This window comes from Massilia sp. NBRC 108631 (assembly GCF_059704565.1).
In genome coordinates this window covers 1-25146 of the sequence record NZ_BAAKJE010000169.1, presented here as the reverse complement: position 1 = coordinate 25146, position 25146 = coordinate 1, and the positions used below count along the sequence as shown (strand labels likewise).

The following is a 25146-nucleotide window of genomic DNA, read 5'->3' as shown; positions in this document are numbered from 1 at the left end:
AGCTTCGTTTCCACGGAGATACACGATGACCAAGCAAACGGCGCAGCGCGCCGCCGCCCTGGTGCTGCTCGCGGGACTGGGCGCGGCTGCCTGGTGGTGGCACAGCCATGGCGGCGCCTTTGGCAGGGCTGCGCCGCTGGAACCGCTGATCCTGGCCACCAACACCAGCTATGTCGCCATGTGCCCCATCCTGGCGGCACAGCAGCAGGGCTATTTCAAGCGCTACGGCATTGCCGCCCAGATCCAGCCTCACACCAGCGGCAAGGCCTCGCTGCAAGCGGCGCTGGACGGCCATGCCGATCTTGGCACCGTGGCCGACATCCCCATCATGTTCGCGGTCATGGAGCAGGTACCGGTGGCGGTGGTGGCAACCTATTTCCGCGCCGAGCGCGATCACGGCATCGTCGGCCGCAAGGACCGCGGCGTGACCGCGCCGCCCAGCCTGAAAGGCAAGCGGGTCGGCGTCACCCTGGGCACCTCCAACCACTTCGTGCTGAACGCCTTCCTCAACCGCCAGCACCTGGCGGCCAGCGAAGTGACCATGGTCAATATGAAGCCGGAAGAATTCGGCGCGGCGCTGCTGCGCGGCGACGTGGACGCGGTGTCCGGCTGGGAGCCTTACCTGGACACGGTGCTCAAGCAGCTCGGCCCGAACGGCGTGATGTTCGACGCCGAAGACCTGTACGAGATCCCCTACAACATCGCCGGCACGCGCGACTATGTGCGCAGCCATCCGGAGACCATCAAAAAGCTGTTGCGCGCGCTGATCGACGGCAACCGCTATTGCGCCGAACAGCCGCAGGCGGCGCAAGCCATGACCGGGGCCCTGCTCAAGGGCGACAGCGACAAGTGGCGCGAACTGTGGCCGACCTACCACTTCGCCGTTAGCCTGGACCAGGCATTGCTGGTGGCGTTGGAGGACCAGACCCGCTGGGCCATGGCGAACCGCCTGGCGGCCCAGGGCACGGTCCCCAATTTCCTCACCGCCCTCGACTACCAGCCGCTGAAGACAGTGGCACCGGCGGCCGTGACGGTTATCCATTAGCGGCACATAAAGGGGGGCGGAGTGAAACTGGCAACGCGTTTTCAGCTGATGGGCTGGTTCTCGGCGGCCATCGTCGCCACCATCGTGGTGGTGCTGCTGGCCACCGCGCAGCGCGTGCAGCAGGAGCTGGACAAGAACGAGGCCGCCGGCGAAATGCTGCATGCGGTGACGGCGTTGCGCTACCTGACGCTGGAGTTCGTGCTGCGCCACGAGCAGCGCGCCGAGGCGCAGTGGCAGTTGCGCAGCGATTCGCTGGCCAAGCTGATGGCGCAGGCCGACGAGTTCGACGGGCGCGAGGAAACGGCGCTGCTGGCTGGCCTGCAGCGCACGCACGCCAGCCTGGAGCGCCTGTTCGGCACCCTGTCGACGCAGCCGAACAAGCCGCCGCTCGGCACCCCGGCGCGCGCCGTGGCCGACGAGTTCGAGTCGCGCCTGGCGGGACAGATCGGCAACAAGATGCAGACCATGATCGCCGACGTGCTGCGCCTGTCGGCGCTGAGCCGGCAAGCGCTGCTGGACGCTCAGCAGCGCGCCAATATCGCGGTGGCCGTGTTCGGCGGGCTGGCGCTGCTGGCGGTGGCGGGCACCACCTTCGTCGGCTACCGCAGCGTGGCGCGGCCGCTGGCGCGCCTGCGCGAGGGCACGGCCCAGGTGGGTGCGGGCGACTTGAATTTCAAGCTCAACGTGGCTACCCGCGACGAGATCGGCGACCTGGCGCGCGCCTTCGACGGCATGACCGAGCGGCTGCAGCAGACCACCGTGTCGCGCGATTCGCTGGCCGGGCTGAACGGCGCGCTGCAGGCGGAAATCGGCGTGCGCCAGCAGGCCGAGGCGCGCACCACGGCGCAGCTGCAGCGCCTGAACCTGCTGCACCAGATCACGCGCTCGATCGGCGAGCGCCAGGATTTGCGCAGCATCTTCCAGGTGGTGGTGCGTTCGCTGGAAGACCAGCTGCCGATCGATTTCGGCTGCATCTGCCTGGTGGACCACGGCAGCGACCGGCTGTTGGTGAGCTGTGTCGGCCTGCAGGGCGCGGCGCTGGCCATGGCCATGCCGGTGACGGAGCGCAGCCACATCGACATCGACGAGAACGGCCTGTCGCGCTGCGTGCGCGGCGCGCTGGTGTACGAGGCCGACATCGCTGACGTCGATTTCCCTTTCCCGCAGCGCCTGGCCGGCGGCGGCCTGCGCGCGCTGGTGCTGGCGCCGCTGCTGGTGGAGAGCCACGTGTTCGGCGTGCTGGTGGCGGCGCGCCGCACGCCGCACAGCTTTTCCAGCGGCGAGTGCGAATTCCTGCGCCAGCTCAGCGAGCACGTGGCGCTGGCGTCCAAGCAGAGCGAGCTGTACGCGGCGCTGCAGGCCGCCTACGATGAAATGCGCCTGACCCAGCAGGCCTCGCTGCAGCAGGAGCGCCTGCGCGCGCTGGGCCAGATGGCCAGCGGCATCGCGCACGACATCAACAACGCGATCTCGCCGGTGGTGCTGTACACCGAGTCGCTGCTGGAAACCGAGGCCGGGCTGAGCACGCACGCGCGCTCCTGCCTGGAAGTGATCAAGCGCGCCATCGACGACGTGGCGGCCACGGTGGCGCGCATGCGCGAGTTCTACCGGCTGCGCGAGCCGCAGGCCAGCCTGGCGCCGCTGGACCCGAACGTGCTGCTCAAGCAGGTGGCCGACCTGACGCGCGCGCGCTGGAACGACATGCCGCAGCAGCGCGGCATCACGATCCGGCTGGCGCTGGAGGCGGCGCCGGGGCTGCCGTCCATCATGGGCGTGGAGGGCGAGATCCGCGAAGCGCTGACCAACCTGGTGTTCAACGCGGTCGACGCGATGCCTGACGGCGGCCAGCTGACACTGCGCACCCGGCTGGACCAGACGGGTCCGGAGCCGCGCGTCTGCATCGAAGTGGGCGACAGCGGCGTGGGCATGGACGAGGACACGCGGCGGCGCTGCCTGGAACCCTTCTTTACCACCAAGGGCGAGCGCGGCACCGGCCTCGGGCTGGCCATGGTGTACGGCATGGTGGAGCGCCACGGTGCGCAGATCGAGATTCTGACCGCGCCGGGCCAGGGCAGCGTCATGCAGCTCAGCTTCCCGTTGCCGGAGGCGGCATCCAGGGCGGCGCCGGCGCAGCCGGCCGCGCCGCTGCGGCACAGCGTGCGCATCCTGGCGGTGGACGACGATCCGCTGGTGCTCAAGTCGATGCGCGACATCCTTGCGCGCGACGGCCACGTGGTGACGGCGGCCGACGGCGGCCAGGCCGGCATCGATTCGTTCCGTGCGGCGCAGGCGCGCGGCGAACCGTACGCGCTGGTGGTCACCGACCTGGGTATGCCCTATGTGGACGGGCGCAAGGTGGCGCAGGCAATCAAGGAGATGTCGCCCTCCACCCCGGTGATCCTGCTGACCGGCTGGGGCCAGCGCATCGTGGCCGAGGGCGACCTGCCGGTGCACGTGGACCGCGTGCTGGGCAAGCCGCCCAAGCTGAGCGAGTTGCGCGAGGCGCTGGTGGCTTGCTGCGGTGCGGAGGCTTGAGATGATGCAATCCAACATACGCATTCTGGTGGTTGACGACGAGCTGGCGCAGATGCGCGCGCTGTGCGATACGCTGGGCCAGCGCGGCTACCAGACCGTGGGCTGCGGCTCGGGCGAGGAGGCGCTGCGGCTGATGCAGGCGGCTGAACTGGAGGCGGCCGGACGCGGCGCGGCCGGCCAGCGCGGGCGCGCGGACGAGGAGGGGGATGGGGACGACAGCGGGCTACGCTTCCAGGTGCTGCTGTCGGACCTGATGATGCCGGGCCTGGACGGCATCGCGCTGGTGCAGGCGGCGCGCGCCATCGATCCCGACCTGGCTTGCATCATCATGACCGGCGAGGGCAGCATAGGCTCGGCGGTGCAAGCGATGCAGGTGGGCGCGCTGGACTACATCCTGAAACCGTTCCGGGTGTCGGCGGTGCTGCCGGTGATCGCGCGCGCGCTGGAAACGCGCAAGCTGCGCATCATGAACGCCGTCCTTGAGCGGCGCCTGCGCGAGCATGCGGTGCAGCTGGTGCGCATCAACGAAGAACTGCAGGTGGCGCGCCAGCAGGCCGACCGCGCCAACCAGGCCAAGTCGGCCTTCCTGTCGAATATGAGCCACGAGCTGCGCACGCCGCTCAACGCCATCCTGGGCTTCTCGCAGATACTCGCGTCCGACCAGCTGCCCTCGTCGGCGGCGCAAAAGAAGCAGTTCGCCGGCAACATCCTGCAGGCCTCGCGCCATCTGCTGCGGCTGATCAACGACATCCTCGACCTTGCCAAGGTGGAATCGGGCGCGTTGACGCTGGAGTCCGAGCCGGTGGCGCTGTCGCAGGTGCTGCAGGAGTGCCGTACGCTGGTCGATCCACTGGCGCGCCTGCGCGGCGTGGAACTGCGCCTGTCGGTGAGCGACAGCGCCAGCGTCACGGCCGACCGCGTGCGCCTCAAGCAGGTGCTGATCAACCTGCTGTCCAACGCCATCAAGTACAACCGCGACCATGGCACCGTCAGCGTGCACTGCACAGAGGTGGACCGGGAACGGCTGCGCGTGTCGGTGCAGGACACGGGCGCAGGCCTGAACGAGGCGCAGCTGGCGGCGATGTTCCAGCCGTTCAACCGCCTGGGCCAGGAGGCCGGCACGCAGGAAGGCACCGGACTGGGCCTGGTGATGACGCGCCACCTGGTCGAGAAGATGGGCGGCGAGCTGGGTGTGGTGAGCACGCCCGGCATGGGCAGCACCTTCTGGGTGGCGCTACCCGGCTGCCTGGTCTAGCGCAGTACGGTCGCCGCTGTCCAGGCCCAGCCACAGCGCAATCTCCTTGTTGCGGCGGTTGACCAGGCCAGCCACCACGCGGTTGTTGTCGCGGTTCCAGCGCGCCAGCTCGAACGGCACGTCCTCAAACCGGCCCGCGTTGACGCGCTTGAGCAGCGTGCTGTGCAGGAAGGCGCTGTTGCCGACGTTGAAGGCGAACGACACCAGCGCATCGAACTGGTTCTGCGTCAGCGGCACCGTCACGGCCTCGTTGACGCAGCGCTGTACCGGTTCCAGGTCCTGCTCCAGCAGCGCCTCGCACTCGGTGGCGCTGATGCCGTCGCGGTAGTGGAGCGGCTGGCCGCGCAGCCACAGCTTGCCGGAACTGCGCTCGGACGGCGTGAGCAGGTGGCCGATGCCGATGGTGGGCGCGCCGCCCGAGTCGAGATAGACATGGGGTACCACGCCTTCCCATTCCCTGAACAGGGCCTTGCCCTGGTCTCCGATTTGCATGATGGCCTCCTTTCTTTCTTGGACAAGGAATAGCCGCGTTGGTTCAATGGCATCGAGCTGGGTTTATATACAGTATAATTCCGGCATCGCATTGAGATACCGAACCGTGGCTCCGACTTCCCAGCAAGGCTTCATCCTGACCCGCCATTGGCGCGACACCCGCGACGGCACCGAGATCGAGTTCTGGCTGGCCACGGACGACGGGCCGCGCAAGGTGCGGCTGGACGCGCAAACCTCGGTCGCCTTCGCCGAGGCGGGCCAGCGTTCCGCCATCGAGGCGCAGCTGGCGCTGGAGGGCGGCGGCCGGGCCGGGCAGCAGCAGGCGGACGTGCGCGAGCTGTCCCTCAAGACCTTCGGCGGGCAGCCGGTGGTGGGCATCTACACCAGCCACTACAAGCAGCTCACCGCACTGGAGCGCACGCTGCGCGAGCGCGGCGTCAAGCTGTACGAAGCCGACATCCGCCCGCCCGAGCGCTACCTGATGGAGCGCTTCATCACCGCCACGGTGCAAATCGAGGGCGGCGAGCAGCACGGCCACACCATCACCGGCTGCAAGCTCAAGCCCGCGCCCGACTACCGGCCGGCGCTCAAGGTGGTGTCGCTCGACATTGAAACCAGCGCTTACGAGGATCTGTATTCGATTGCCCTGGAAGGCTGCGGCCAGCGCCAGGTCTACATGCTGGGCGACGCGCCCGAACACAGCCCGGCGCTCGACTTTGCGCTCGAATACTGCGCCACCCCGCGCCAGCTGATCGACAAGCTGAACGCCTGGTTCAAGCAGCACGACCCGGATGTGATCATCGGCTGGAGCGTAGTGCAGTTCGACCTGCGCGTGCTGCAAAAAAACGCCGACAAGCACAAGGTGCCGCTGCTGCTGGGCCGCGAAGGCAGGCAGATCGACTGGCGCAAGCACCAGGCCAAGCAGGAATACATGTTCGCCTCGCTGCCCGGCCGCATTGCGCTGGACGGCATCGAGGCGCTGCGCGCCGCCTCCTGGACCTTCCCGTCCTTCAGCCTGGAGAACGTGGCGCAGACCATGCTGGGCGAAGGCAAGGAGATCGGCGACGCCTACGACAAGATGGCCGAGATCGAGCGCCGCTTCCGGGACGACAAGCCGGCCCTGGCGCTGTACAACCTGAAGGACTGCGAACTGGTGACGCGCATCTTCGAGAAGGCGCGGCTGATGGCCTTCATCCTCGAGCGCTCGCACGTCACCGGGCTGCAGGCAGACCACTTCGGCGGCTCCATCGCCGCCTTCAGCCACCACTACCTGCCGCGCATGCACCGCGAAGGCTATGTGGCGCCCAGCGTGGGCGATATCGAAGCAGGACCGTCTCCTGGCGGCTTCGTGATGGACTCCAAGCCCGGCCTGTACGACTCGGTGGTGGTGCTCGACTACAAAAGCCTGTACCCATCCATCATCCGCACTTTCATGGTGGACCCGGTGGGCCTGATCGAAGGCGCGGCGGCGGGCGCGGAGCAAGGCATTCCCGGCTTTCGCGGCGCCGTCTTCTCGCGCGATAAGCACTGCCTGCCGGCCATCGTCAACACCTTGTCGGCCGGGCGCGACGAAGCCAAACGGCAGAAGAACGAGCCGCTGTCGCAGGCGCTCAAGCTGCTGATGAACTCCTTTTGCGGCGTGCTCGGTTCGCCGGACTGCCGCTTCTTCAATCCCAAGCTGGTATCCTCGGTTACGCTGCGCGGCCACGAGATGATGAAGCTCACGCGCGAACTGGTGGAGCAGGCCGGCTACGACGTGATCTACGGCGACACCGATTCCATCTTCATCTGGCTGAAACGGGAATATGCGGACGCCGAAGCGATCGCCATCGGCCAGGGGCTGGTGGACAGCATCAACGCGTGGTGGAAGGAAAAGCTCAAGCGCGAGCTGGGGCTGGACAGCCAGCTCGAGATCGAGTTCGACACGCACTACCGCAAGTTCTTCATGCCCACCATACGCGGCACCGAAATGGGCAGCAAGAAGCGCTACGCCGGACTGAGCGCGAACGGCAAGGGCGAGGAGGAAGTGATCTACCGCGGCCTGGAAGTGGCGCGCAGCGACTGGACGCCGCTGGCGCACGAATTCCAGAAAGGCCTGTTCAACCGCATTTTCCGCAACCAGCCGTACCAGGAATACGTGCGCGAATACGCGCGCAAAACCGTCTCCGGCGAGTTCGATGAACTGCTGGTGTACCGCAAGCGGCTGCGGCACCGGCTGGACGAGTACCAGGTGAATGTGCCGCCGCAGGTGCGTGCGGCGCGCCTGGCGGACGACTACAACAAGTCGCTGCAGCGCCCGCTGCGCTACCAGAACGGCGGCTGGATCAGCTACCTGATGACCACCAGCGGCGCCGAACCGCTGGAGGTGATCAAGTCCCCCGTCGACTACGAGCACTACCTGAGCAAGCAGCTGCAGCCCATCGCCGACGCTATACTGGTGCCGATGAATGACAGCTTCACCGGCCTCACCACGTCGCAGGGCAATCTGTTCTAGCGGCCAACTCAAGGAGCTTTATGATCACGTTGTACCACTGCATGAGCGCGCGTTCCTTCCGGCCCCTGTGGATGCTGGAGGAGCTGGGGCTGCCGTACGAGCTGAAGATGCTGCCATTTCCGCCGCGCGTGTTCGACAAGGGCTACCTGGACATCAATCCCCTCGGCACCGTGCCGGCGCTGCTGGACGCCGGCGTGCGCATGACCGAATCGGCCGCCATCTGCCAGTACCTTGCCACGCTGCCCGGCGCAAAGGCAATCGATGGAACGCTGGACGTGGCGCCGGGCGACGCGGCCTACGCCGCCTACCTGAACTACCTGCACTTTGGGGAGGCCACGCTGACCTTCCCGCAGACGCTGCTGCTGCGCTATGCACATTTCGAGCCGCCCGAGCGGCGCAGCCCGCAAGTGGTGGAGGACTACACCAAATGGTTCCTGGCCCGCCTGCGCACGTTGGAGCCGCTGCTGGAGCAGCAGCACTACCTGGCTGCGCAGCGCTTCACGGCGGCCGACGTGTCGGTGGGCTACGCCTTGTTACTGGCGCAGCACCTCGGCCTGGCGCCACGTTTCACGCCGGCCGTGCAGGCCTACTGGGAGCGCTTGCAGGCGCGCGCTGGCTTTCGGCGCGCCATGGCGGCGCAGGAAGGGGCGGCGATCGCGCAGGGCGTATCGACGGTGGCCGCGCCGGACTTGCGCACCTGAGCCTTTCCCCGGCAGGCCGTCACTGTTCCTCGACGATGGCCACGCCCCATGGTTCCAGCTTGAGCGTGTCGCCCTGGCGCACTGCCGCCGGTGCCTGGCCAGCAGCCGGCGCCAGCAGCGATGCGCCGTCCTTCCGCGTGTAGATGACGTCGGCTGTGCTGGCCGAGTAGTTCAGGTAGTAGTGCACCCGCTTGCCCAGCCGGTTGACACCGCTCTTGCTGATCAGGGGGAACTTCAGCGCGCTGTCGTACGCCACACCGGCTTTGCCGAGCCGGTCGGCCAGGATGGCTGAAATCATCGGGCCGGACGGCATGAAGCCGACATAGCTGACCATGCCCCTGCCGTAGTCGTTCTCGGTCAGGGCGGCGTACTTGCCCCAGGCCGCATGGTCGTAGCGCGCCAGCACGCGCGCGCTGGCCGGCGTCACCAGCTCCATCCAGCTGTGCGCTTCGTTGTCCTTGCCGCTCACCGCGTAGCCGTGCCCGGCCAGCGGCACGCCGTGCGGAATGGTGAACTGGTCATAGCTGATGCCGGCCGCCTCGGCGATCCTTCCCGGCTGGCGGCCGTGGCGCACCTTCACGTTCTGGTCGGAGAAGCCGCTGCGGAAGGTGTACAGCACGTGGCCGCCGTTGCGGGCGTAGGCATTCAGCTTGTCGAGCAGGCTGTCGGCGGCCGCGTACAGCGCCGGCACGATGATCAACTTGTACTGATCGAAAGAGCCGCTGCCCGGGTCCAGCAAGTCCACGCCCACGTTCATGTGGTACAAGCCGTCGTAGAACGGGCGCAGGATGTCGTTGTATTTCAGGCCGTGCGGGAAGTGGTTCAGCGCGGTTTGCGCCTCGTTGCTGAACAGGATGGCGACCTGGTTTTCCTTGCGCAGGTTGACCAGGTGCTTGCCGACGCGCGCGAACTCGGCGCCGATCACCTTCGCTTCCAGGTAGGGCGCGTTGGGTGCGAAGTCGTGGCTCAGCAAGCCTTTCCAGTAAGTCTCGAAGGCGTTGTGGATCGAGTGCCAGTGCCAGTAGGAGACCATATTGGCGCCCGACGCCAGATGGCTATAGGCCTGCAGCCGCAGCTGGCCGGGGTAGGGCGTCCAGTCCGGGAAGCCCTGGGCCTGGGTCTCCATCACGTAGTAGTTCTTGCCGGCCTTCATGGAGCGCGCCAGGTCGCCGCCGAAGGATATTTCCAGGCCGGTCAGCTTGTCCTGGCTGGGGTGGTAGATGTCCACGCCGGCCACGTCCAGCGCGGCGGCTGCGGCGAAGTGGTCGACCTCGGTCTGGATGCCGTAGCTGTGGCCTTTCCAGTCCAGGTCGAAGTTGTGGGTGATGAACTGGCCCGGCCGCTTGTATTCGCGCACGATACGCGCCTGCCAGGCCAGGTAGCCGGTGACCAGCTGGCGCTGGAACTTCGCAAACTCGGCCGACAGACTGGCGTTGATGCTGGCGTCGGTGGACGGGAAATCCTGCCAGCGGTTGATGCGGTTGCTCCAGTAGTTGAGCCCGAACGCGTCGTTCAGCGCCGCCAGTGTGCCGAATTTCGCCTTGCAGTATGCAACGAACAGCTTCTGCACATTGGGGCCGGACGTGTTGTAGTGCTTGGTCTCGTTGTCGACCTGGTAGCCGATCACGGCCGGGTGCTCCCTCACGTGCGCCAGCATCTTGCGGATCACGCGTTCGGCGGCTTGCTTGAAGTGGACGTTGGTGATGTCCATGTTCTGGCGCGGCCCGTACTTGGCGCGGCCGGCGGGCGTGGCGACCAGGATGTCCGGGTGCTGCCGGGCCAGCCAGGTCGGGATGGCGTAGGTGGGCGTGCCGATGATGACGCCGATGCCGGCCTCGTGCATCGCTGCCAGCACGCGGTCCAGGTGCGAAAAATCGAACACGCCCGGGCTGGTTTCCATGGTGCCCCAGGTGGACTCGCCGATGCGCACCACATTGATGCCGGCCGCCTTCATCATGGCCACGTCCTTGGCGAGGCGCTCGGCCGGCATGTATTCGTCGTAGTAGGCCACGCCGTAGAGCAGCTTCGGGTCCGGCGCGGTCTGCGCCTGCGCAGGCAAGATGGCGGCCAGGGTGAGCAGCAACGTAGTCAGCAAGGGCAGCTTCATGGTGTCTTCATTTTTTATAGTAGTGAAGACATTATCCAGAGCTTGCGCCGATCCGGCCAATAGCCTTTTACGCTGAAGTGATATCGATAACGGTATGGCGTTCCGGGGCGGGAAGGTCCGGCACTTTGGCGCCGTCGGTGCGCCGGCGCACCAATATGTTGCGCGGGAATGAAGTACTATGGGACATTCTTTCCGAGAGTACTGAGTCGAGGCCTGCCATGAACCCAGAGTATGACCGACGTGAGAAGTCCCAGGGCACTTCCGAAACTGCCGGATGGCATTCGCTGGAGTACGTGGTGCGGCAGGCGCTGGAAGTCCAGCGCGACATCGGCACCCCTGCGGCGGAAGATTTTTTGAAGAGCATAGGCATCAACCACAGCGTCATCGCCCGCGTGCTGGGACCGGACGGCAAGGTCCGCGCCTCCGACCAGCTGGGACTGGCGCCCACGCTGGACGTGGCCGACCTGCCGGTGTCCAAGCCCCGCTCTTATTTCCGCCGCGGGCTGATCTGAACTACAATCGGCGTGATGGTCAGCGCAGACCCAGTTCAGACGCCACGAGTTCCTATTGATCGAGCAAGCCGCCGCGAAAAAATCCAGCAAAGCACCCACTGCCGGCGCGCTGCTGGATGCCGCCTGCCGCATCGTACTTGGCGAAGGCCTGGCCGGCCTGACGCTGCGCCCGCTGGCTGAAATACTGGGCGTCTCGGTGACCGTGCTCACCACGCACTACGGTGCGCGCGCCGACATCATCGCCGCCATCTGCAGCGCCGCTAGTGCGCAGGACGCGCTGCTGCTGGAGCGCTGGCGCGGCATGCTGGCGGCCCTGCCTCCGCTGCCGCCGGCCATGGCCGCCGACCTGGCTGAGGCCATCCTGGAAGAGCAGGCCATTGAGCAGCGCGCACTGTCCATGCTGTACCTGGAACTGTTGCACGGCTGCACCTGGGACCGGTCCCTGCAGCCTGCGTTCGCCGCCTGGCGCGCGCAGCGGCGTGCGTTCTGGGACGAATTCGGGCGCCGTGCCGGGCTATTTCCCGCCTTGCTGAGCTGTGGCTGGTGGCATGGCTACGCTGTCGCGGAACTGGCTTACAGCATGGTGTTGAACACGCTCCCGCCGTATCGCATGCTGCGCCGACTGTGCCTGCAACGCCTGTTTGACGGCGCAGCCGCGTCCGCCCCGGATGCCGCGGACGGCGCCCTGTTCGCCTTGCTGTTCGAGCAAATGCAATCCGGCGCTGCGGCAGCCGGACCGTCCGCAGGCCGCGCGCCCGGGTGGTGCGCGCTGGCTGCGCGCGCTTGCGGCATGCGGCTTGCAGCGCAGGGCGTCAGCGGGTTGACGCACCGCGCCATCGCGGCGGAGATCGGCGTGCCGCACACGACGCTGAGCTACCGCTTTCCCACCCAGCACGAGCTGGTGAGGGCGGGGCTGGAATTCATCGCCGCCCATATCCTGACGGCGGTGACAGCGGACAGCCTGACGGATCTGCAGCGCCTGCGCACCGAGGGCGACGGCCGGAAGCTCGACCTGGCGCGCGCGAATTTTGCCATGGCCATCGCGGCGGCGCGCATGCCCGGCTTGGCGGCGTACACGGCGGGCATGCGCAGCCGGCGCGGCAACAACCTGGTGAAGGTCTTCGAAAAATACATGCCTGCGGTGCGCGGGGTCGATGCGCTGTGCGCACAGGTGATTTCCATGGGACTGACCGGCTTGACCAACACCGAGCCGCCCGGCCAGGCGTCCGAGTCATCGGTCGCCTCGGCCTTCTCGGCAGCCGCGGACTGGCTGCGCGGGACGGGCTAGCCTTACTCCGGATAGGCCCACAGGTCGACCGGCGCGGTAGCGCCGGAAGCGAGCAGGCGGAATCCCGCTGGCGCGTAGTCGCTGTCGACCACCAGGAAGCCCTCCGACTGGGCGGGCAGGTCGCCGCAGCCAGACGCTGCCAACGACAGCGTCAGCGTATGCGGCAGCGTGCTTGCCGCCACCTTGCCGGATAGCTTGCAGCTGGTGCCGCCCGCGACGATATCGCCGCCGGCGTTCACCGAAAACGCCGCCACGCCGCCGCCGGCCAGGCGCACCGCGTAGTTCCTGGCGATGGCCGCCGCATTGATCGTGGTCGACGGGATGGGACTGCTGCCCAGCAGTTCCAGCGACACGTCCCTGGTGGCGGCCGGCATGGCCTGCCACGCGCCGCTGCCTTCGCGGCGGTACACGGCCGTGGCCTGCTGCGCGCTATTGTTGAGCACCAGCAGGCGGCTGCCGTCCGCCGCCGCGTAATACTTGCCGGCGCTCGGGTTGGCGGCGTCGCCGGTGCTGACCGCATAGGCGCCTGCTGCCAGCTCGGCCACCTGCACGCTTGGCGCCGGCAGCGCTTCGGGGGTATCGCTGCTGCAGCCGCTCAGCAGCATCGCCGGCAGCGGGGACAGCATCACCAGTGCCGCGCGGGCCTGGACTGGAATGAATGGCTTCATGGCGCGGCTCACTGGGCAAACAGGTCGCGCAGACGCAGGCGCAGCCATTGCTGGGCGGCGGGACGCTGTTCGTAGCCCACTTGCATGGCGGTCACGGCCACCTTGGTCTTGTACAGCAGCGCTTCATCCTCCGCCTGTTCGGCCGTCGCCGCGCCGGGCGCGGAGCCCGACAGCCCCCACGGCGCACCGCTGTTGAACTTCAGGTTGTAGGTGTCGTACGTGCCCTGGCGCGCAAAGGCCCAGCTGGCGTTGGCGGCGGGCGTATCGGGGAAATTGACATTCAGCGCCACGCCTGCGGGCAGCAGCGGCCCGGCGCCGGCTTTCGCCTGCAGCGTGGCGAGCAGCCTGGCGGTCAGCTGTGCGACGGTGCGCGACACCGGGCTGGCCAGCGTATTGTTGTCGGTGCTGTTGGCGCCGGCGCTCAGCGCGATGGCCGGCAGGCCGCGCCCGGCTGCGAACTGGGCATTGCCGATGGTGCCCGAGTTGATCACCAGCTTGCCCACGTTCTGGCCTTCGTTGGGGCCGGACAGCACCAGGTCCGGCGCCTTGCCCCAGCGCGCGGGCGCCAGCACGTCCAGGCCATACATCAGCGACATCACCGGTGTGCCGTGCACATAGTTGAAATCGCCGCCGGTGTAGCCGGTCTTGGTAAATGGGCCTACAGCGGGCGCGCCCACCGGCGCGGCGCCGTTGTGGCAGCCCTTCTCGGCGTCGATCTGGGTCTTGTCATTGTCGGGCACGATGATGGTGGTGCTGTACATGACGATGGCGGAACTGCGTCCGCTTTGCGGCGAGCAGGGCACCGACACGATGACCGAATGACCGGCGGCCTTCAGTTCGTCGTACAAGGCTTTCAGGTTGCTGGTGAGGCCGTCATCGTTGCTCAGCACGATGTTCAGCGCGAAGGCGGGACTGGCGCACAGGGCCAGTCCGGCGCTTATGATCAGGCGGTGGTTCATGGAGTTGTCTCAGCCGGGGAGTGATTGGAGGCTGTGATCTTATCGAGGCTTTGTGACGACAATATGACGTTGGTACGGATTATATTGCCGATATTGTCCATTAATACCGTTATTAAAATACGTCTGTACGAATCGAGCGCCGCCGGCCCTGGCCTGGGCTCGGCCGGGAAGGCCGTTCCCGCTACAGCGGGAAATGAACAGCTAGTTGCCGCGATAGGTGGAATAGCCGAACGGGCTGAGCAAAAGCGGAATATGGTAGTGCTGGGCGGCCGCGTCCATCTTGAACTCGACGGGTATGCGCGGGAAGAACGTGGGTTTGCCCTGGCGCGCAAAATGCTCGCCGGTCTCGAAAACGATGCGGTAGTGGCCCGCCGCGACCGGCTGGCCTTCCGGATACAGCGCGGCAATGCGTCCCTGCGCATTGGTCACGCCGCCAGCCAGCGCGCGCCACTGTTCGCCGCTGCGCTGCTCCAGCGTGACGCGGATGCCCTCGGTTGCCTGCCCGCTTTGCAGGTCGAGCACATGCACGCTGAGCGGATTTGGCGCGGCGGCCGCCAGGGCGTGCGCCGCTGCCAGCGCGAGCGCCAGCGCGATGTGTTTGGCGTGCTTGCAGCGATTGATCTGATTGAACTGATGCATGGAAGGCTCCTAGTTGGTGGAAGAATCGGATGGGCCGCCTTGGCCTGGCCGGCCTGGTCCAGCGCGGGGATTGCGGCCTGCGCCGCCAGCGCGCAGGCATGGTCGTTGACGGCGCCGCCGCCGCCGGCCACGCCGATGGCCGGTTTCAGCATGATGTCCTCGTCAAATGGTCGGCAGCGGCAGTCTGGCATGCGGCCCCGGACGGCAAGCTGATCGCCAGATGATAATTTCGTCATGTTGCGGCGCTGCACGCAGGGGTAGAATGGCTTTTTTACCGCTGTTTCCCATGGCCATCCTGATCATCGAAGACGAGCCGAAAACCGGCGCCTACCTGTTGCGCGGCCTGGCCGAGTCCGGGTTCGCCGTGCGGCTGGCGCGCACCGGCCGCGACGGCCTGGCGCAGGCGCGCGAGGAGGAAACCGCGCTGATCGTGCTGGACGTGATGTTGCCCGGCATGGATGGGTGGCAAGTGCTGGCGGCCTTGCGGGCCGGCCGCGAGACCGCGCACATTCCCGTGCTGTTCCTGACCGCGCGCGACGAAGTGCAGGACCGCGTGCGCGGCCTGGAACTGGGCGCGGACGACTACCTGGTGAAACCGTTCGCCTTCGTGGAACTGGTGGCGCGCATCCGCACGCTGCTGCGGCGCGGCCCGGTCCGCGAGCAGGAGCTGCTGCGCATCGGCGACATGGAGATCGACGTGCTCAAGCGCCGTGTGCGCCGCAGCGGCAGCGTCGTCACGCTGACGGGCCAGGAGTTCGCGCTGCTGCACCTGCTGGCGCGGCGCGAGGGCCAGGTCTTGTCGCGCGCGCTCATCGCCTCTCAGGTGTGGGACATGAATTTCGACAGCGACACCAATGTGATCGACGCGGCCGTACGCCGGCTGCGGCGCAAGATCGACGACCCGTTCCCGCACAAGCTGATCCACACGCGGCGCGGCATGGGCTATGTGTGCGAGGCGGGCGATGGGGGCGAGCATGGCGGCGTGGCGGCGCCCGCTGCATGAAGGCGCTGCGCAATTCGCTGGCGCTGCGCGTCACTGCCGCCTTCGTGCTGATCGTGGGGCTGGCGGCGGCCGGTCTGGGCACGTATCTGTACCGCGCCTTTGTGGATGAGATCGAGCGGCGCGACGATATCCAGCTGCTGGGCAAGCTGCGCCAGGTGCAGATACTGCTTGGCCGTCCCGGTGCTGCGGAGTTGATACGCGCCCAGCCGGATTTTTTCCGCGACACCATGAGCGGCCAGGAAAATTCGCTGGTGCGCTTCGTGGGGCCGGACGGCGCGGTGCTGGCCGACATCAATGCCGGCGGCGAGCGCTATCCGGTGCCGCCGGCCGCCGGCGCCACGGCGGACCGCGCCGCGATTGCGCACTGGCGCAGCAGCCGGGGCGACCCTGGGCGGGTGGTCGCCGGCACGGCGCGGCTGGGCGCCGGCGAGGTGACGGTGATCGTGGCCCGGGTGTACGCCGAACGCGCGGCGCTGTTTGCGCGCTACCGGGGCCACATCGCCGCCGCCTCCGCCGTCAGCGCGCTCGCTGCCGCCCTGTGCGCCGCGCTGATGCTGCACCGGGGGCTGCGGCCCTTGCGCGTGGTGGCCAGCCACGCGGCGCTGGTGCGCCCCGGCACGCTGGCGCAGCGGCTGGAGGCCGGCCAGGCGCCGTCCGAGCTGCAGCCGCTGATCGATGCGCTGAACGCCATGCTGGAGCGGCTGCAGCAGGGCTACGTGCGCCTGTCGGGATTTTCCGCCGACCTGGCCCATGAGTTCCGCACGCCGGTGGCCAACCTGCTCGGGCAAAGCCAGGTCATGCTGGCGCAGCCGCGCAGCACGGCCGAGTACGAGCAGCTGATCGTCTCCAACATCGAGGAGCTGGAGCGGCTGGCGCGGATGATAGAAAGCATGCTGTTCCTGGCGCGCGCGGAGCAGGAAGCGCTGCTGCCGGCCCGCCAGGCATTGCAGGCGCAGGACGAGATGCGCAAAGTGGCCGGGCTGTTCGAAGGCATGGCCGAAGAGCATGGCTTGCGCATCGCATGCGTGGGACGGGCCGAGGTGCTGGCCGACGCGCCCTTGCTGCGGCGCGCGCTGGCCAACCTGGTGTCGAACGCAGTGCGCCACGCCGGCGAGGGCAGCACCATCGTCCTGCGGGCGGCGCAAGCCGGTGCGTCGGCCTGCATCAGCGTCGAGAACACCGGCTCGCCGATTGCGCCGGAGCACCTGCCGCACCTGTTCGAGCGCTTTTACCGTGCCGACCCGGCGCGCGGCAACGTGGACGGATCGACCGGCCTGGGGCTGGCCATCGTGCGCGCCGTCATGGACCTGCATGGCGGCGCCGCTGCCGTCCATGCGGACGGCGCCGGGACGCGCTTCACGCTGACGTTCCGGTCGGACAGGTAGGCCCGGTGCGTCGGCGCATGCCGCCTCATCCATGCGGCGCAGCTTGCGCGCCAATGGTATGCTCGGCTTGCACGACAGAGCCCGCGCCACGCGCGCAACCCAGCTGACACAGGCGCCATGGAGCCGCATTTGCACTTCTCTACCGTTGCCGTTCCCGACTATCGAGCGCTGTTCGAGGCGACGCCGTCGCCATACCTCATCCTGGCGACGGATTTCAAAATTGTTTCTGCGAATAACGCGTATCTGCGGGCGACCAGGACCACACATGACGAGATAGTCGGCCGCGACATTTTCGACGTGTTTCCGGACAATCCCGACGACCCGGCCGCCAGCGGCGTGACGGCCTTGCGCGCGTCGCTGCTGCGGGTGCTGCGCTCCGGGCGTCCCGACGCGATGGCGATCCAGAAATACGACATTCCCGTCGCCGGCCAGGCCGGCGTGCGGTTCGAAGAGCGCCACTGGAGTCCCATCAATACGCCCGTGTTCGACGCGGACGGTGAACTGAGCCACATCATCCATTGCGTGGAGGATGTGACTGATTTCGTCAAGACCAGGGAGCGCAGCGCCCGCATGGCGTCGGAAATCGACGAGCAGGCGCTGGAGATCGAAATCGCCAACCGGCGTTTGCGGCTGGCGAATGAAAAGCTGGAGGAGCGGATGGCTGTGCGGATCGAGGAGCGGCGCCGGACTGAACAGAAACTGCGCGCCAGCGAGCAGCGCTACCGATCGCTGTTCGAATCGATCGACGAGGGGTTTTGCGTTATCGAGATGCTGTACGATGGGAACGGCCATCCCAGCGACTACCGCTTTTGCGATCTCAACCCCAGTTTCCAGAACCAGACCGGCCTGGTCGACGCCGTCGGCAAGACCATGCGCGAACTGGCGCCGGACCACGAATCGCACTGGTTCGACATCTACGGGCAGGTTGCCGCCACCGGCGTGCCGGTGCGCTTCGAGAACGAGGCCAGGGCGCTGCACCGCTGGTACGACGTGTTCGCGTTCCGCCTCGAGGAGGAGGACGGCGCCAGGGTGGCGGTCCTGTTCAAGGACATCAGCGAGCAAAAGCGGATGACGGCAAGCCTGCGCCGTAGTGAGCAGTGCGCCAACGAAGCCGCTGCCCTGGCCGCTTCCGAGCGCAACAAGCTGAGCGCGCTGTTGCAGGCTGCCCCGGTGAGCATCGTCGTCAGCGATGCGGAGGGCCGGATGCTGCTGGCCAATGCCGCGCATCGGCAACTGTGGGGCGAGCCGCAGGGGGACGCCTGCGTTGTCGACACCGCAGGCGCGCGGAAAGGCTGGTGGGCCGATCACTCGCAGCGCCACGGCAGGCCGCTGTTGCCGGACGAATGGCCCACCGCGCGCATCCTGGCGGGCGAAGAGCATCCGCGCGACATCGTCGCCATCGAGTCGTGCGATGTGCCGCCGGTGCAGCGCACCGTCCTGATCACCGGCGCGCCCGTCAAGGACAGCCAGGGCAAGATCGTGGGCGCGGTGGTGGCGCAGATGGACATCAGCGACCGCATCCGCGCGGAAGACGCGCTACGCCAGGCGGACCGCAGGAAGGACGAGTTCCTTGCCATGCTGGCGCACGAGCTGCGCAACCCGCTGGCGCCGATTTCGGCCGCCGCCGACCTGCTGGCGCTGGGACAAGCCGAGGAAGAGCGTATCCGCCAGACCAGCGGCATCATCGCGCGCCAGGTCAAGCACATGAGCGGGCTGGTGGACGACCTGCTGGACGTGTCGCGCGTGACGCGCGGCCTGGTCACGCTTGACAAGACGCGGCTTGACGCGCGGCGCATCCTGGCCGACGCTGTCGAGCAAGTTCGTCCGCTGATCGAGTCGCGCGGCCACCGCCTGGCCGTGCACACGCCGCCCGAGACGGCCTTTCTCGACGGTGATGCCAAGCGGCTGGTGCAAGTGGTCGCCAACCTGCTCAACAATGCGGCCAAGTACACGCCCGAAGGCGGCGACATCGTGCTGAGCATGGCAGTGGAAGGCGGCCGGATCAGCATCAGCGTGGCCGACAACGGCATTGGCATGGCGCCGGAACTGCAGCCGACGGTGTTCGACCTGTTCACCCAGGCCACGCGCACGTCCGACCGGGCGCAGGGCGGGCTGGGCATCGGGCTGGCGCTGGTGAAACGGCTGGTGGAGCTGCATGGCGGCGGCGTCGCCGCGCACAGCGACGGCATCGGCAAGGGCAGCCGCTTTGCAGCCTGGCTGCCCCGGCTGGACGGCCAGGACGCGCCGGCGCCCACCCGGGCGCATGCGGTGGTGGCGGGCGCCGCCGGCAAGATGCTCAAAGTGCTGGTGGTGGACGACAACGCCGACGCGGCCAACATGCTGGGCATCCTGGTCGAGGAACTGGGGCACAGAGCCTTCATCGAACTGCACCCGCGCGCAGCCATCGAGCGCGCCCGCAGCGAGGCGCCGGACTTTTGCCTGCTCGACATCGGCCTGCCGGACATGGACGGCTTCGCGCTGGCGCGGCTGTTGAGAAGCCGGCCTGAAACGGCGAACGCGGTGCTGATCGCCGTGAGCGGCTACGGCCAGCCGGAGGACCGCGAGGCCGCCTTCAGTGCGGGCTTTGACCACTATTTCGCCAAGCCGATTGAATGCGCCAGGCTGGCCGGCCTGCTGCATCACTGAGGGCGGGCAGGCTTGATGCCCCGTTTCTCGAATACTTCGCGGGCGGCACTGATGCCGTTCAGCGCGCTCGGAAAGCCGGCATAGACCGCCATCTGGGTGATGATCTCGATGATCTCCTCCGGCTTGCAGCCCACGTTCAGGGCGCCCTCGATGTGGACCTTGAGTTGCGGCTGCGCGTTGCCCATGGCGGTGAGGGCGGAAATGGTGGCCAGTTCCCTGGTGCACAGCGCAACGCCGGGCCGGGAGAACACGTCGCCGTAGGCAAAATCCACGATCCAGTTGCCCAGTTCGGGGGCCATGTCGCGCAGGGATTCGACCACCTGCTTGCCTTCGCTGCCGGTGATCTTGGCCAGGGTCGCGTTGCCCTTGGCACGCCGGTCGGCGTTCTCGGACGGCGCGGCGGAGGCCGCTGAAATCATCCCGGCAGACAGCCATGCCGTCGAGAACAGTATGCGTTTAAGTGTCATCGTTTCACTCCTTTAGCGTTGTCGTTGGTGCGATGAAGCAGTCATCGCAAGGACAGGCTAAAACTTCGAGTGCGCTCTAAGTCAAGCGGAAACCGTGGAGGGAAGGGGATGGTCGGGGTGAGAGGATTCGAACCTCCGGCCTCTACGTCCCGAACGTAGCGCTCTACCGGGCTAAGCTACACCCCGACGGTGCAGGACTAAATTACATCAGAAAATGACGGAATTGGCAACTATGGCGCTTTCGCCACAGCACCATGCCGGGCAGCCACTTGCGTTCTGCAAGCGTGGTTTTTTCGTCCTGGCGCATCGTTATTGCAAATCACAAATATGTTTTTGATAGAATGATCCGGCAGTGTGCATGACATGGCTTGAGGTTCCGCAACCCTGAGAAGATACCCATTGAACTCACTCCTGGACAATACCGGCGGCCGTAACTATCCGGCCGCCATCGCTCTGGCCGGCGCCTTGCTGGCGCTGTTCTGGCCCAACGGCGGCTGGTACGGCATCCTCGGCGCGCTGGCCTTCCTCGCCGCCGGCGGCTACGCCTGGCTAAAGCTGAGCGGCGGCAGCGGCGGCGCCGATGCGCGCGGCGGCGTGCAGGACTACCTGGACGGCCGCCAGCAGTTCGCCGAAGAAGTCACCCCCGTGTGGTGCCGCCATATCGAATCGTCGCGCAGCCAGATGGAAGAGGCCGTGGCCGAACTGGCGACGCGCTTTTCCACCATCGTCGACAAGCTGGACGACACGCTGCGCCTGTCCAACGCCACGGCCGACAGCCAGGATGGCGCCTCGCTGGGCCAGGTGTTCGCGCACAGCGAGCGCCAGCTGGGCGAGGTGGTGGCCACGATGAAGTCGGCGCTGGCCTCCAAGCACGCGATGCTGACCCGCATCCGCGAGCTGGAACAGTTCACGCGCGAGCTGCGCGACATGGCCGAGGGCGTGGCCAGCATCGCCGCGCAAACCAATCTGCTGGCGCTGAACGCGGCCATCGAGGCGGCGCGCGCCGGGCCGGCCGGGCGCGGCTTCGCCGTGGTGGCGCAGGAAGTGCGCAACCTGTCGAACCGCTCGGCTGAAACGGGACGCAGCATCAGCGACCGCGTCGGCAAGATTTCCGCCGCCATCGTCACCGCCTGCAAGGCCGCCACCGAATCGAGCGCGGCCGAGGACCAGGCCATGCAGTCGTCGGAAGGCACCATCGACGCCGTGCTGCGCGAGTTCCGCAACCTGACCGACGCCATGGCGCAGTCGTCCGAACTGCTCAAGCAGGAGAGCGTCACTATCAAGGACGAAGTGGGCGAGGCGCTGGTGCAACTGCAGTTCCAGGACCGCGTCAGCCAGGTGCTGGGGCATGTGAGCCACAACATCGGCCTGTTGCCGGGCCTGCTGGACGAAAACCGCCAGCACTACCAGCAAGGGGCTACACTGGAAGCGCCGCACGCTTCCGCGCTGCTGGGCGAGCTGGAGAAAACCTATGCGATGGCGGAGGAGCACGCCGTGCACCGGGGCGAACAGAAGGTGATCGCCGCGCCGTCCGACGAAGTGACATTTTTCTAGGAAAGCACTATGGCAAAAACCATCATGGTCATCGACGATTCGGCCTCTTTGCGGCAAGTGGTCGGCATCGCGCTCAAGAGCGCAGGCTACGACGTGATCGAGGCGCGCGACGGACTGGACGCGCTGTCCAAACTGACCGGGCAAAAGGTCAACCTCGTGGTGTGCGACGTCAACATGCCCAATATGGACGGCATCACCTTCGTCAAGGAAATCAAGCAGCTGCCCAACTACAAGTTCACCCCCGTCATCATGCTGACCACCGAGTCGCAGGAAGCCAAGAAGCGCGAAGGCCAGGCGGCCGGCGCCAAGGCCTGGGTAGTGAAGCCCTTCAAGCCGGAAGTGCTGCTGGGCGCGGTGCAGAAACTGGTGCTGCCGTGAGCGCGGGCCGGGTCGCCATCGACGGCGAACTGAACATCTACCGCGCGGCGGACCTGAAGACCCTGCTGCTGGGCGAGCTGCAGCGCAGCGCCAGCCTGGAAGTGGACCTGGCCGGCGTGACGGAAATGGACAGCGCCGGCCTGCAGGTGCTGATGCTGGCCAAGCAGGTGGCGCGCGCCGAGCAGCGCGAACTGCGCCTCACCGGCCACAGCCCGGCGGTGCTGGACGTGTTCGAACTGCTGGACCTGGGCGCCTGGTTCGGCGACGCCCTGCTGATCGCCCCGCGCAAAGACCACTAAGCGCACCCCCCGCATCTGCACTGGAGGCACGACGATGGATCTGGACCTGGCGCTACAAACCTTCATCCTGGAAAGCCGCGAACTGCTGGAAGACATGGAGAACGCGCTGCTGAACGCCGGCAACGGCAGCCAGTCCGGCGGCGACGAGGCGGTGCACGCGATCTTCCGCGCCGCGCACACCATCAAGGGCTCGGCCGGCCTGTTCAGCCTGGACCACATCGTGGCCTTCACCCATGTGGTGGAAAGCCTGCTCGACGAAGTACGCGATGGCAAGCTGTCGCTGACGGACGAGCTGATCGTGCTGCTGCTGGCGTGCTGCGACCACTTGTCCGGCATGATTACCGCGCTGGAAGCGGGCCAGACCGAGGCGGACGCGGCCATGCTGGCCGAAGGCAAGCCGCTGATCGCGCAACTGCGCGTGCAGATGGGCCAGCCCGCCGAAGGCGACGGCCACGGCAGCGCGGGCGGCGAGCTGGTGACCGACGAGCATCCCGGCGTGGAACGCATGGGCGAGCCGGGCGGCGCCAGCGACGCCTGGCACTTGTCGCTGCGCTTCGGCCCCGACGTGCTGCGCGACGGCATGGACCCGCTGTCCTTCATCCGCTACCTGGGGCAGATCGGCCGCATCGTCGGCATCGTCACCCTGGCCGACGGCATTCCCGCCGCCGAGCAGATGGACCCGGAAACCTGCTACCTCGGCTTTGAAATCGCGCTGGAGACGGAAGCCGACAAGACCGCCATCGAAGGCGTGTTCGAGTTCGTGCAGGACTCCTGCACGCTGCACATCCTGCCGCCGCGCAGCCGGGTGGAGGAGTATGTGCGGCTGATCCGCGAGCTGCCGGAGCAGAAGGCGCTGCTGGGCGAGATCCTGGTGCGCTGCGGCTGCATCACCCAGCGCGAGCTGGACGCGGCGCTGCAGGTGCAGGCCGCCGCCGGCCATTCGCCGGCCGCCGCGCCGCCGCTGGGCGCCATCCTGGTGGGACAGGGCACGGCCGAGCCGGCCATGGTGGAGGCGGCGCTGAGCAAGCAGAAGCAGTCCGCCGATCCCAAGCCGACGGAAAGCCGCTCGATCCGCGTCGATGCCGACAAGCTGGACCTGCTGATCAACCTGGTGGGCGAGCTCATCATCGTGGGCGCGTCGGCCAACCTGATCGCGCGCCAGGTGCGCAACAGCGAGCTGCTCGAATGCACCTCCATGCTGAGCGACCTGGTGGAACAGGTGCGCGACTCGGCGCTGCAGCTGCGCATGGTGAAGATCGGCGCCACCTTCAACCGCTTCCAGCGCGTGGTGCACGACGTGGCGCGCGAGATCGGCAAGGACATCGGCCTGGCCGTCAGCGGCGAGGACACCGAACTGGACAAGACGGTGGTGGAGAAAATCGGCGACCCGCTGACGCACCTGGTGCGCAACGCCATCGACCACGGCATCGAGCCGGCCGAGGTGCGCGCCGAGCGCGGCAAGCCGCTGCGCGGCACCGTGCGGCTGAACGCCTTCCACGACTCGGGCAGCATCGTCATTGAAGTGTCGGACGATGGCGGCGGGCTGGACCGCGAACGCATCCTGGCCAAGGCCATCGAACGGGGCTTGATCGAGCCGGACCGCAAAATGTCGGACCAGGAAATCTACGGCCTGATCTTCGAACCCGGCTTCTCCACGGCGGCGGCCATCACCAACCTGTCCGGGCGCGGCGTCGGCATGGACGTGGTCAAGAAGAACATCACCGCGCTGCGCGGCACGGTGACCGTGGACAGCGCGCCCGGCCTGGGCACCACGGTGACGGTGCGCCTGCCGCTGACGCTGGCCATCATCGACGGCTTCCTGGTCGGCCTCGGCACGGCCACCTTCGTGGTGCCGCTGGACATGATCGACGAGTGCATCGAATTTGCCGCCGAGCCGGGGCACGACTACACCAATCTGCGCGGCCAGGTGCTGCCGTTTATCCGGCTGCGTTCGCTGTTCGGCGTCAGCACGCCGCCGCCGCGGCGCGAGAGCATCGTGGTGGTCAAGCACGCCGGCCAGCGCATCGGCCTGGTGGTGGACGCGCTGCACGGCGAGTTCCAGACGGTGATCAAGCCGCTGGGCCGCATGTTCAGCCAGCTGCGCTGCATCAGCGGCTCGACCATCCTGGGCAGCGGCGAAGTGGCGCTGATCCTGGACGTGCCGGCCATTGTCGGCCGCAGCAGCGGTGGCGGCGGCAATGGCGCGGCCGAGACGCCGCAACTGGCGGCCTAGCGGCCGCCTGAACAATTGAAAAGGAGTCCCTCATGACAGCAATGGTGCAAGCCGGCCGCAGCGCGCCGCCGGCGGTGGTGCAAGAATCGGCCCAGTTCCTCACCTTCATGCTGGGCGGCGAAGTGTTCGCCATCGGCATCCTGGCGATCAAGGAAATCATCGAATACGACGGCCTGACCACGGTGCCGCTGATGCCCGAATGCGTGCGCGGCGTGATCAACCTGCGCGGCGCGGTGGTGCCGGTGATGGACCTGGCCGCGCGCTTCGGGCGGCCCGCCACGCAGATCGGCAAGCGCACCGCCATCGTCATCGTCGAGATCGACGCCGACGGCGAGCAGCAGGTGGTGGGGGTGATGGTGGACGCGGTCAACGCCGTGATCGACATCCCGCCGTCCGACATCGAACCGGCGCCACAGTTCGGCGCCCGCATCCGCCCCGAGTTCATTGCCGGCATGGGCAAGGTCAACGGCAAGTTCGTGATCCTGC

Annotated in this window: 22 protein-coding genes and 1 tRNA gene; 16 read left to right on the top strand and 7 right to left on the bottom strand. The window is 67.3% G+C overall.

The window, feature by feature from the left end; all coding sequences use genetic code 11:
* Positions 1–25: 25 nt before the first annotated feature.
* From AC6H42_RS18145 to AC6H42_RS18135, 3 genes are read left to right on the top strand one after another with little or no spacing between them, the layout of a single operon-like run.
* Positions 26–1045, top strand: coding sequence for an ABC transporter substrate-binding protein (locus tag AC6H42_RS18145; RefSeq protein WP_057153450.1), 1020 nt, complete (start codon positions 26–28; stop codon positions 1043–1045).
* 21 nt (positions 1046–1066) lie between these two features.
* Complete coding sequence (locus AC6H42_RS18140; RefSeq protein ID WP_057153451.1) at positions 1067–3580, top strand: ATP-binding protein; 2514 nt, start codon at positions 1067–1069, stop codon at positions 3578–3580.
* Between the two features lies 1 nt (position 3581).
* Positions 3582–4835 carry a hybrid sensor histidine kinase/response regulator gene (locus tag AC6H42_RS18135; protein ID WP_497548638.1) on the top strand — a complete coding sequence of 418 codons (1254 nt, stop codon included), beginning with the start codon at positions 3582–3584 and terminating at the stop codon, positions 4833–4835.
* On the opposite strand, the gene AC6H42_RS18130 is transcribed toward AC6H42_RS18135, so the two are convergent.
* Complete coding sequence (locus AC6H42_RS18130; protein WP_057153453.1) at positions 4815–5327, bottom strand: lysozyme; 513 nt, start codon at positions 5325–5327, stop codon at positions 4815–4817. The genes AC6H42_RS18135 and AC6H42_RS18130 overlap by 21 nt on opposite strands.
* A gap of 46 nt (positions 5328–5373) precedes the next feature.
* On the opposite strand from AC6H42_RS18130, the gene AC6H42_RS18125 reads away from it, so the two are divergent.
* Both AC6H42_RS18125 and AC6H42_RS18120 read left to right on the top strand, forming a co-directional pair.
* Positions 5374–7821 (top strand): DNA polymerase II, encoded by a 2448-nt coding sequence (locus tag AC6H42_RS18125; RefSeq protein WP_497548637.1) that lies wholly within the window; start codon positions 5374–5376, stop codon positions 7819–7821.
* A 20-nt stretch (positions 7822–7841) separates the two neighbouring features.
* Positions 7842–8522 (top strand): glutathione S-transferase family protein, encoded by a 681-nt coding sequence (locus tag AC6H42_RS18120; RefSeq protein ID WP_057153455.1) that lies wholly within the window; start codon positions 7842–7844, stop codon positions 8520–8522.
* Positions 8523–8541: 19 nt separating this feature from the next.
* On the opposite strand, the gene AC6H42_RS18115 is transcribed toward AC6H42_RS18120, so the two are convergent.
* Positions 8542–10629 (bottom strand): beta-galactosidase, encoded by a 2088-nt coding sequence (locus AC6H42_RS18115; protein ID WP_082551527.1) that lies wholly within the window; start codon positions 10627–10629, stop codon positions 8542–8544.
* Positions 10630–10847: 218 nt separating this feature from the next.
* Here AC6H42_RS18115 and AC6H42_RS18110 point away from each other — a divergent pair, with 218 nt between their 5' ends.
* Both AC6H42_RS18110 and AC6H42_RS18105 read left to right on the top strand, forming a co-directional pair.
* A complete protein-coding gene (locus AC6H42_RS18110) occupies positions 10848–11141 on the top strand; it encodes a PDC sensor domain-containing protein (protein WP_057153456.1) in 294 nt (97 codons plus the stop codon).
* Positions 11142–11196: 55 nt separating this feature from the next.
* Positions 11197–12429, top strand: a complete 1233-nt coding sequence (locus AC6H42_RS18105) for a TetR/AcrR family transcriptional regulator (protein ID WP_497548636.1) — start codon at positions 11197–11199, stop codon at positions 12427–12429.
* A 2-nt stretch (positions 12430–12431) separates the two neighbouring features.
* Here AC6H42_RS18105 and AC6H42_RS18100 read toward each other — a convergent pair whose 3' ends face one another.
* From AC6H42_RS18100 to uraH, 3 genes are all read right to left on the bottom strand, one after another.
* Positions 12432–13097, bottom strand: coding sequence for a hypothetical protein (locus AC6H42_RS18100; RefSeq protein ID WP_497548635.1), 666 nt, complete (start codon positions 13095–13097; stop codon positions 12432–12434).
* Between the two features lie 8 nt (positions 13098–13105).
* Positions 13106–14056, bottom strand: a complete 951-nt coding sequence (gene surE / locus AC6H42_RS18095; RefSeq protein ID WP_497548634.1) for a 5'/3'-nucleotidase SurE — start codon at positions 14054–14056, stop codon at positions 13106–13108.
* A 201-nt stretch (positions 14057–14257) separates the two neighbouring features.
* Positions 14258–14695, bottom strand: coding sequence for a hydroxyisourate hydrolase (uraH, locus tag AC6H42_RS18090; protein ID WP_497548633.1), 438 nt, complete (start codon positions 14693–14695; stop codon positions 14258–14260).
* 29 nt (positions 14696–14724) lie between these two features.
* On the opposite strand from uraH, the gene AC6H42_RS18085 reads away from it, so the two are divergent.
* The 4 genes from AC6H42_RS18085 to AC6H42_RS18070 all read left to right on the top strand — a co-directional run bounded on the left by AC6H42_RS18085 (position 14725) and on the right by AC6H42_RS18070 (position 19729).
* Positions 14725–14919, top strand: coding sequence for a hypothetical protein (locus AC6H42_RS18085; protein WP_057153461.1), 195 nt, complete (start codon positions 14725–14727; stop codon positions 14917–14919).
* A gap of 62 nt (positions 14920–14981) precedes the next feature.
* The gene (locus AC6H42_RS18080; protein WP_057153721.1) at positions 14982–15698 is read left to right on the top strand and encodes a heavy metal response regulator transcription factor; all 717 of its coding nucleotides are present in this window, start codon (positions 14982–14984) and stop codon (positions 15696–15698) included.
* The gene (locus AC6H42_RS18075; protein WP_497548632.1) at positions 15695–17083 is read left to right on the top strand and encodes a heavy metal sensor histidine kinase; all 1389 of its coding nucleotides are present in this window, start codon (positions 15695–15697) and stop codon (positions 17081–17083) included. Before AC6H42_RS18080 ends, AC6H42_RS18075 begins: the two co-directional genes overlap by 4 nt.
* Positions 17084–17212: 129 nt before the next feature.
* Complete coding sequence (locus tag AC6H42_RS18070) at positions 17213–19729, top strand: PAS domain-containing hybrid sensor histidine kinase/response regulator (protein WP_497548631.1); 2517 nt, start codon at positions 17213–17215, stop codon at positions 19727–19729.
* On the opposite strand, the gene AC6H42_RS18065 is transcribed toward AC6H42_RS18070, so the two are convergent.
* Positions 19723–20196, bottom strand: a complete 474-nt coding sequence (locus tag AC6H42_RS18065) for a carboxymuconolactone decarboxylase family protein (protein WP_082551528.1) — start codon at positions 20194–20196, stop codon at positions 19723–19725. The genes AC6H42_RS18070 and AC6H42_RS18065 overlap by 7 nt on opposite strands.
* A 109-nt stretch (positions 20197–20305) precedes the next feature.
* Positions 20306–20382: transfer RNA gene (locus AC6H42_RS18060), tRNA-Pro, on the bottom strand.
* 213 nt (positions 20383–20595) lie between these two features.
* On the opposite strand from AC6H42_RS18060, the gene AC6H42_RS18055 reads away from it, so the two are divergent.
* From AC6H42_RS18055 to AC6H42_RS18035, 5 genes are all read left to right on the top strand, one after another.
* The gene (locus tag AC6H42_RS18055; RefSeq protein WP_057153465.1) at positions 20596–21750 is read left to right on the top strand and encodes a methyl-accepting chemotaxis protein; all 1155 of its coding nucleotides are present in this window, start codon (positions 20596–20598) and stop codon (positions 21748–21750) included.
* 9 nt (positions 21751–21759) lie between these two features.
* Positions 21760–22128: a response regulator gene (locus AC6H42_RS18050; protein ID WP_057153466.1), complete on the top strand. Its 369-nt coding sequence runs from the start codon at positions 21760–21762 to the stop codon at positions 22126–22128.
* Positions 22125–22427, top strand: coding sequence for an STAS domain-containing protein (locus AC6H42_RS18045; RefSeq protein ID WP_057153467.1), 303 nt, complete (start codon positions 22125–22127; stop codon positions 22425–22427). Before AC6H42_RS18050 ends, AC6H42_RS18045 begins: the two co-directional genes overlap by 4 nt.
* A 34-nt stretch (positions 22428–22461) precedes the next feature.
* On the top strand, positions 22462–24660 hold the full coding sequence (locus tag AC6H42_RS18040) for a chemotaxis protein CheA (RefSeq protein ID WP_057153468.1): 2199 nt from the start codon (positions 22462–22464) through the stop codon (positions 24658–24660).
* A gap of 32 nt (positions 24661–24692) precedes the next feature.
* A partial coding sequence (locus AC6H42_RS18035) for a chemotaxis protein CheW (protein ID WP_497548630.1) occupies positions 24693–25146 on the top strand: 454 nt, incomplete at its 3' end.

Bases quoted from the DNA above. Each gene is read 5' to 3' on its own strand.
- AC6H42_RS18145 (WP_057153450.1), top strand. From the start codon at position 26: ATGACCAAGCAAACGGCGCAGCGCGCCGCCGCCCTGGTGCTGCTCGCG.
- AC6H42_RS18135 (WP_497548638.1), top strand. From the start codon at position 3,582: ATGATGCAATCCAACATACGCATTCTGGTGGTTGACGACGAGCTGGCG.
- AC6H42_RS18130 (WP_057153453.1), bottom strand. From the start codon at position 5,327: ATGCAAATCGGAGACCAGGGCAAGGCCCTGTTCAGGGAATGGGAAGGC.
- AC6H42_RS18125 (WP_497548637.1), top strand. From the start codon at position 5,374: ATGGCATCGAGCTGGGTTTATATACAGTATAATTCCGGCATCGCATTG.
- AC6H42_RS18120 (WP_057153455.1), top strand. From the start codon at position 7,842: ATGATCACGTTGTACCACTGCATGAGCGCGCGTTCCTTCCGGCCCCTG.
- AC6H42_RS18115 (WP_082551527.1), bottom strand. From the start codon at position 10,629: ATGAAGCTGCCCTTGCTGACTACGTTGCTGCTCACCCTGGCCGCCATC.
- AC6H42_RS18110 (WP_057153456.1), top strand. From the start codon at position 10,848: ATGAACCCAGAGTATGACCGACGTGAGAAGTCCCAGGGCACTTCCGAA.
- AC6H42_RS18100 (WP_497548635.1), bottom strand. From the start codon at position 13,097: ATGAAGCCATTCATTCCAGTCCAGGCCCGCGCGGCACTGGTGATGCTG.
- surE (WP_497548634.1), bottom strand. From the start codon at position 14,056: ATGAACCACCGCCTGATCATAAGCGCCGGACTGGCCCTGTGCGCCAGT.
- uraH (WP_497548633.1), bottom strand. From the start codon at position 14,695: ATGCATCAGTTCAATCAGATCAATCGCTGCAAGCACGCCAAACACATC.
- AC6H42_RS18085 (WP_057153461.1), top strand. From the start codon at position 14,725: ATGGGCCGCCTTGGCCTGGCCGGCCTGGTCCAGCGCGGGGATTGCGGC.
- AC6H42_RS18080 (WP_057153721.1), top strand. From the start codon at position 14,982: ATGGCCATCCTGATCATCGAAGACGAGCCGAAAACCGGCGCCTACCTG.
- AC6H42_RS18075 (WP_497548632.1), top strand. From the start codon at position 15,695: ATGAAGGCGCTGCGCAATTCGCTGGCGCTGCGCGTCACTGCCGCCTTC.
- AC6H42_RS18065 (WP_082551528.1), bottom strand. From the start codon at position 20,196: ATGACACTTAAACGCATACTGTTCTCGACGGCATGGCTGTCTGCCGGG.
- AC6H42_RS18050 (WP_057153466.1), top strand. From the start codon at position 21,760: ATGGCAAAAACCATCATGGTCATCGACGATTCGGCCTCTTTGCGGCAA.
- AC6H42_RS18040 (WP_057153468.1), top strand. From the start codon at position 22,462: ATGGATCTGGACCTGGCGCTACAAACCTTCATCCTGGAAAGCCGCGAA.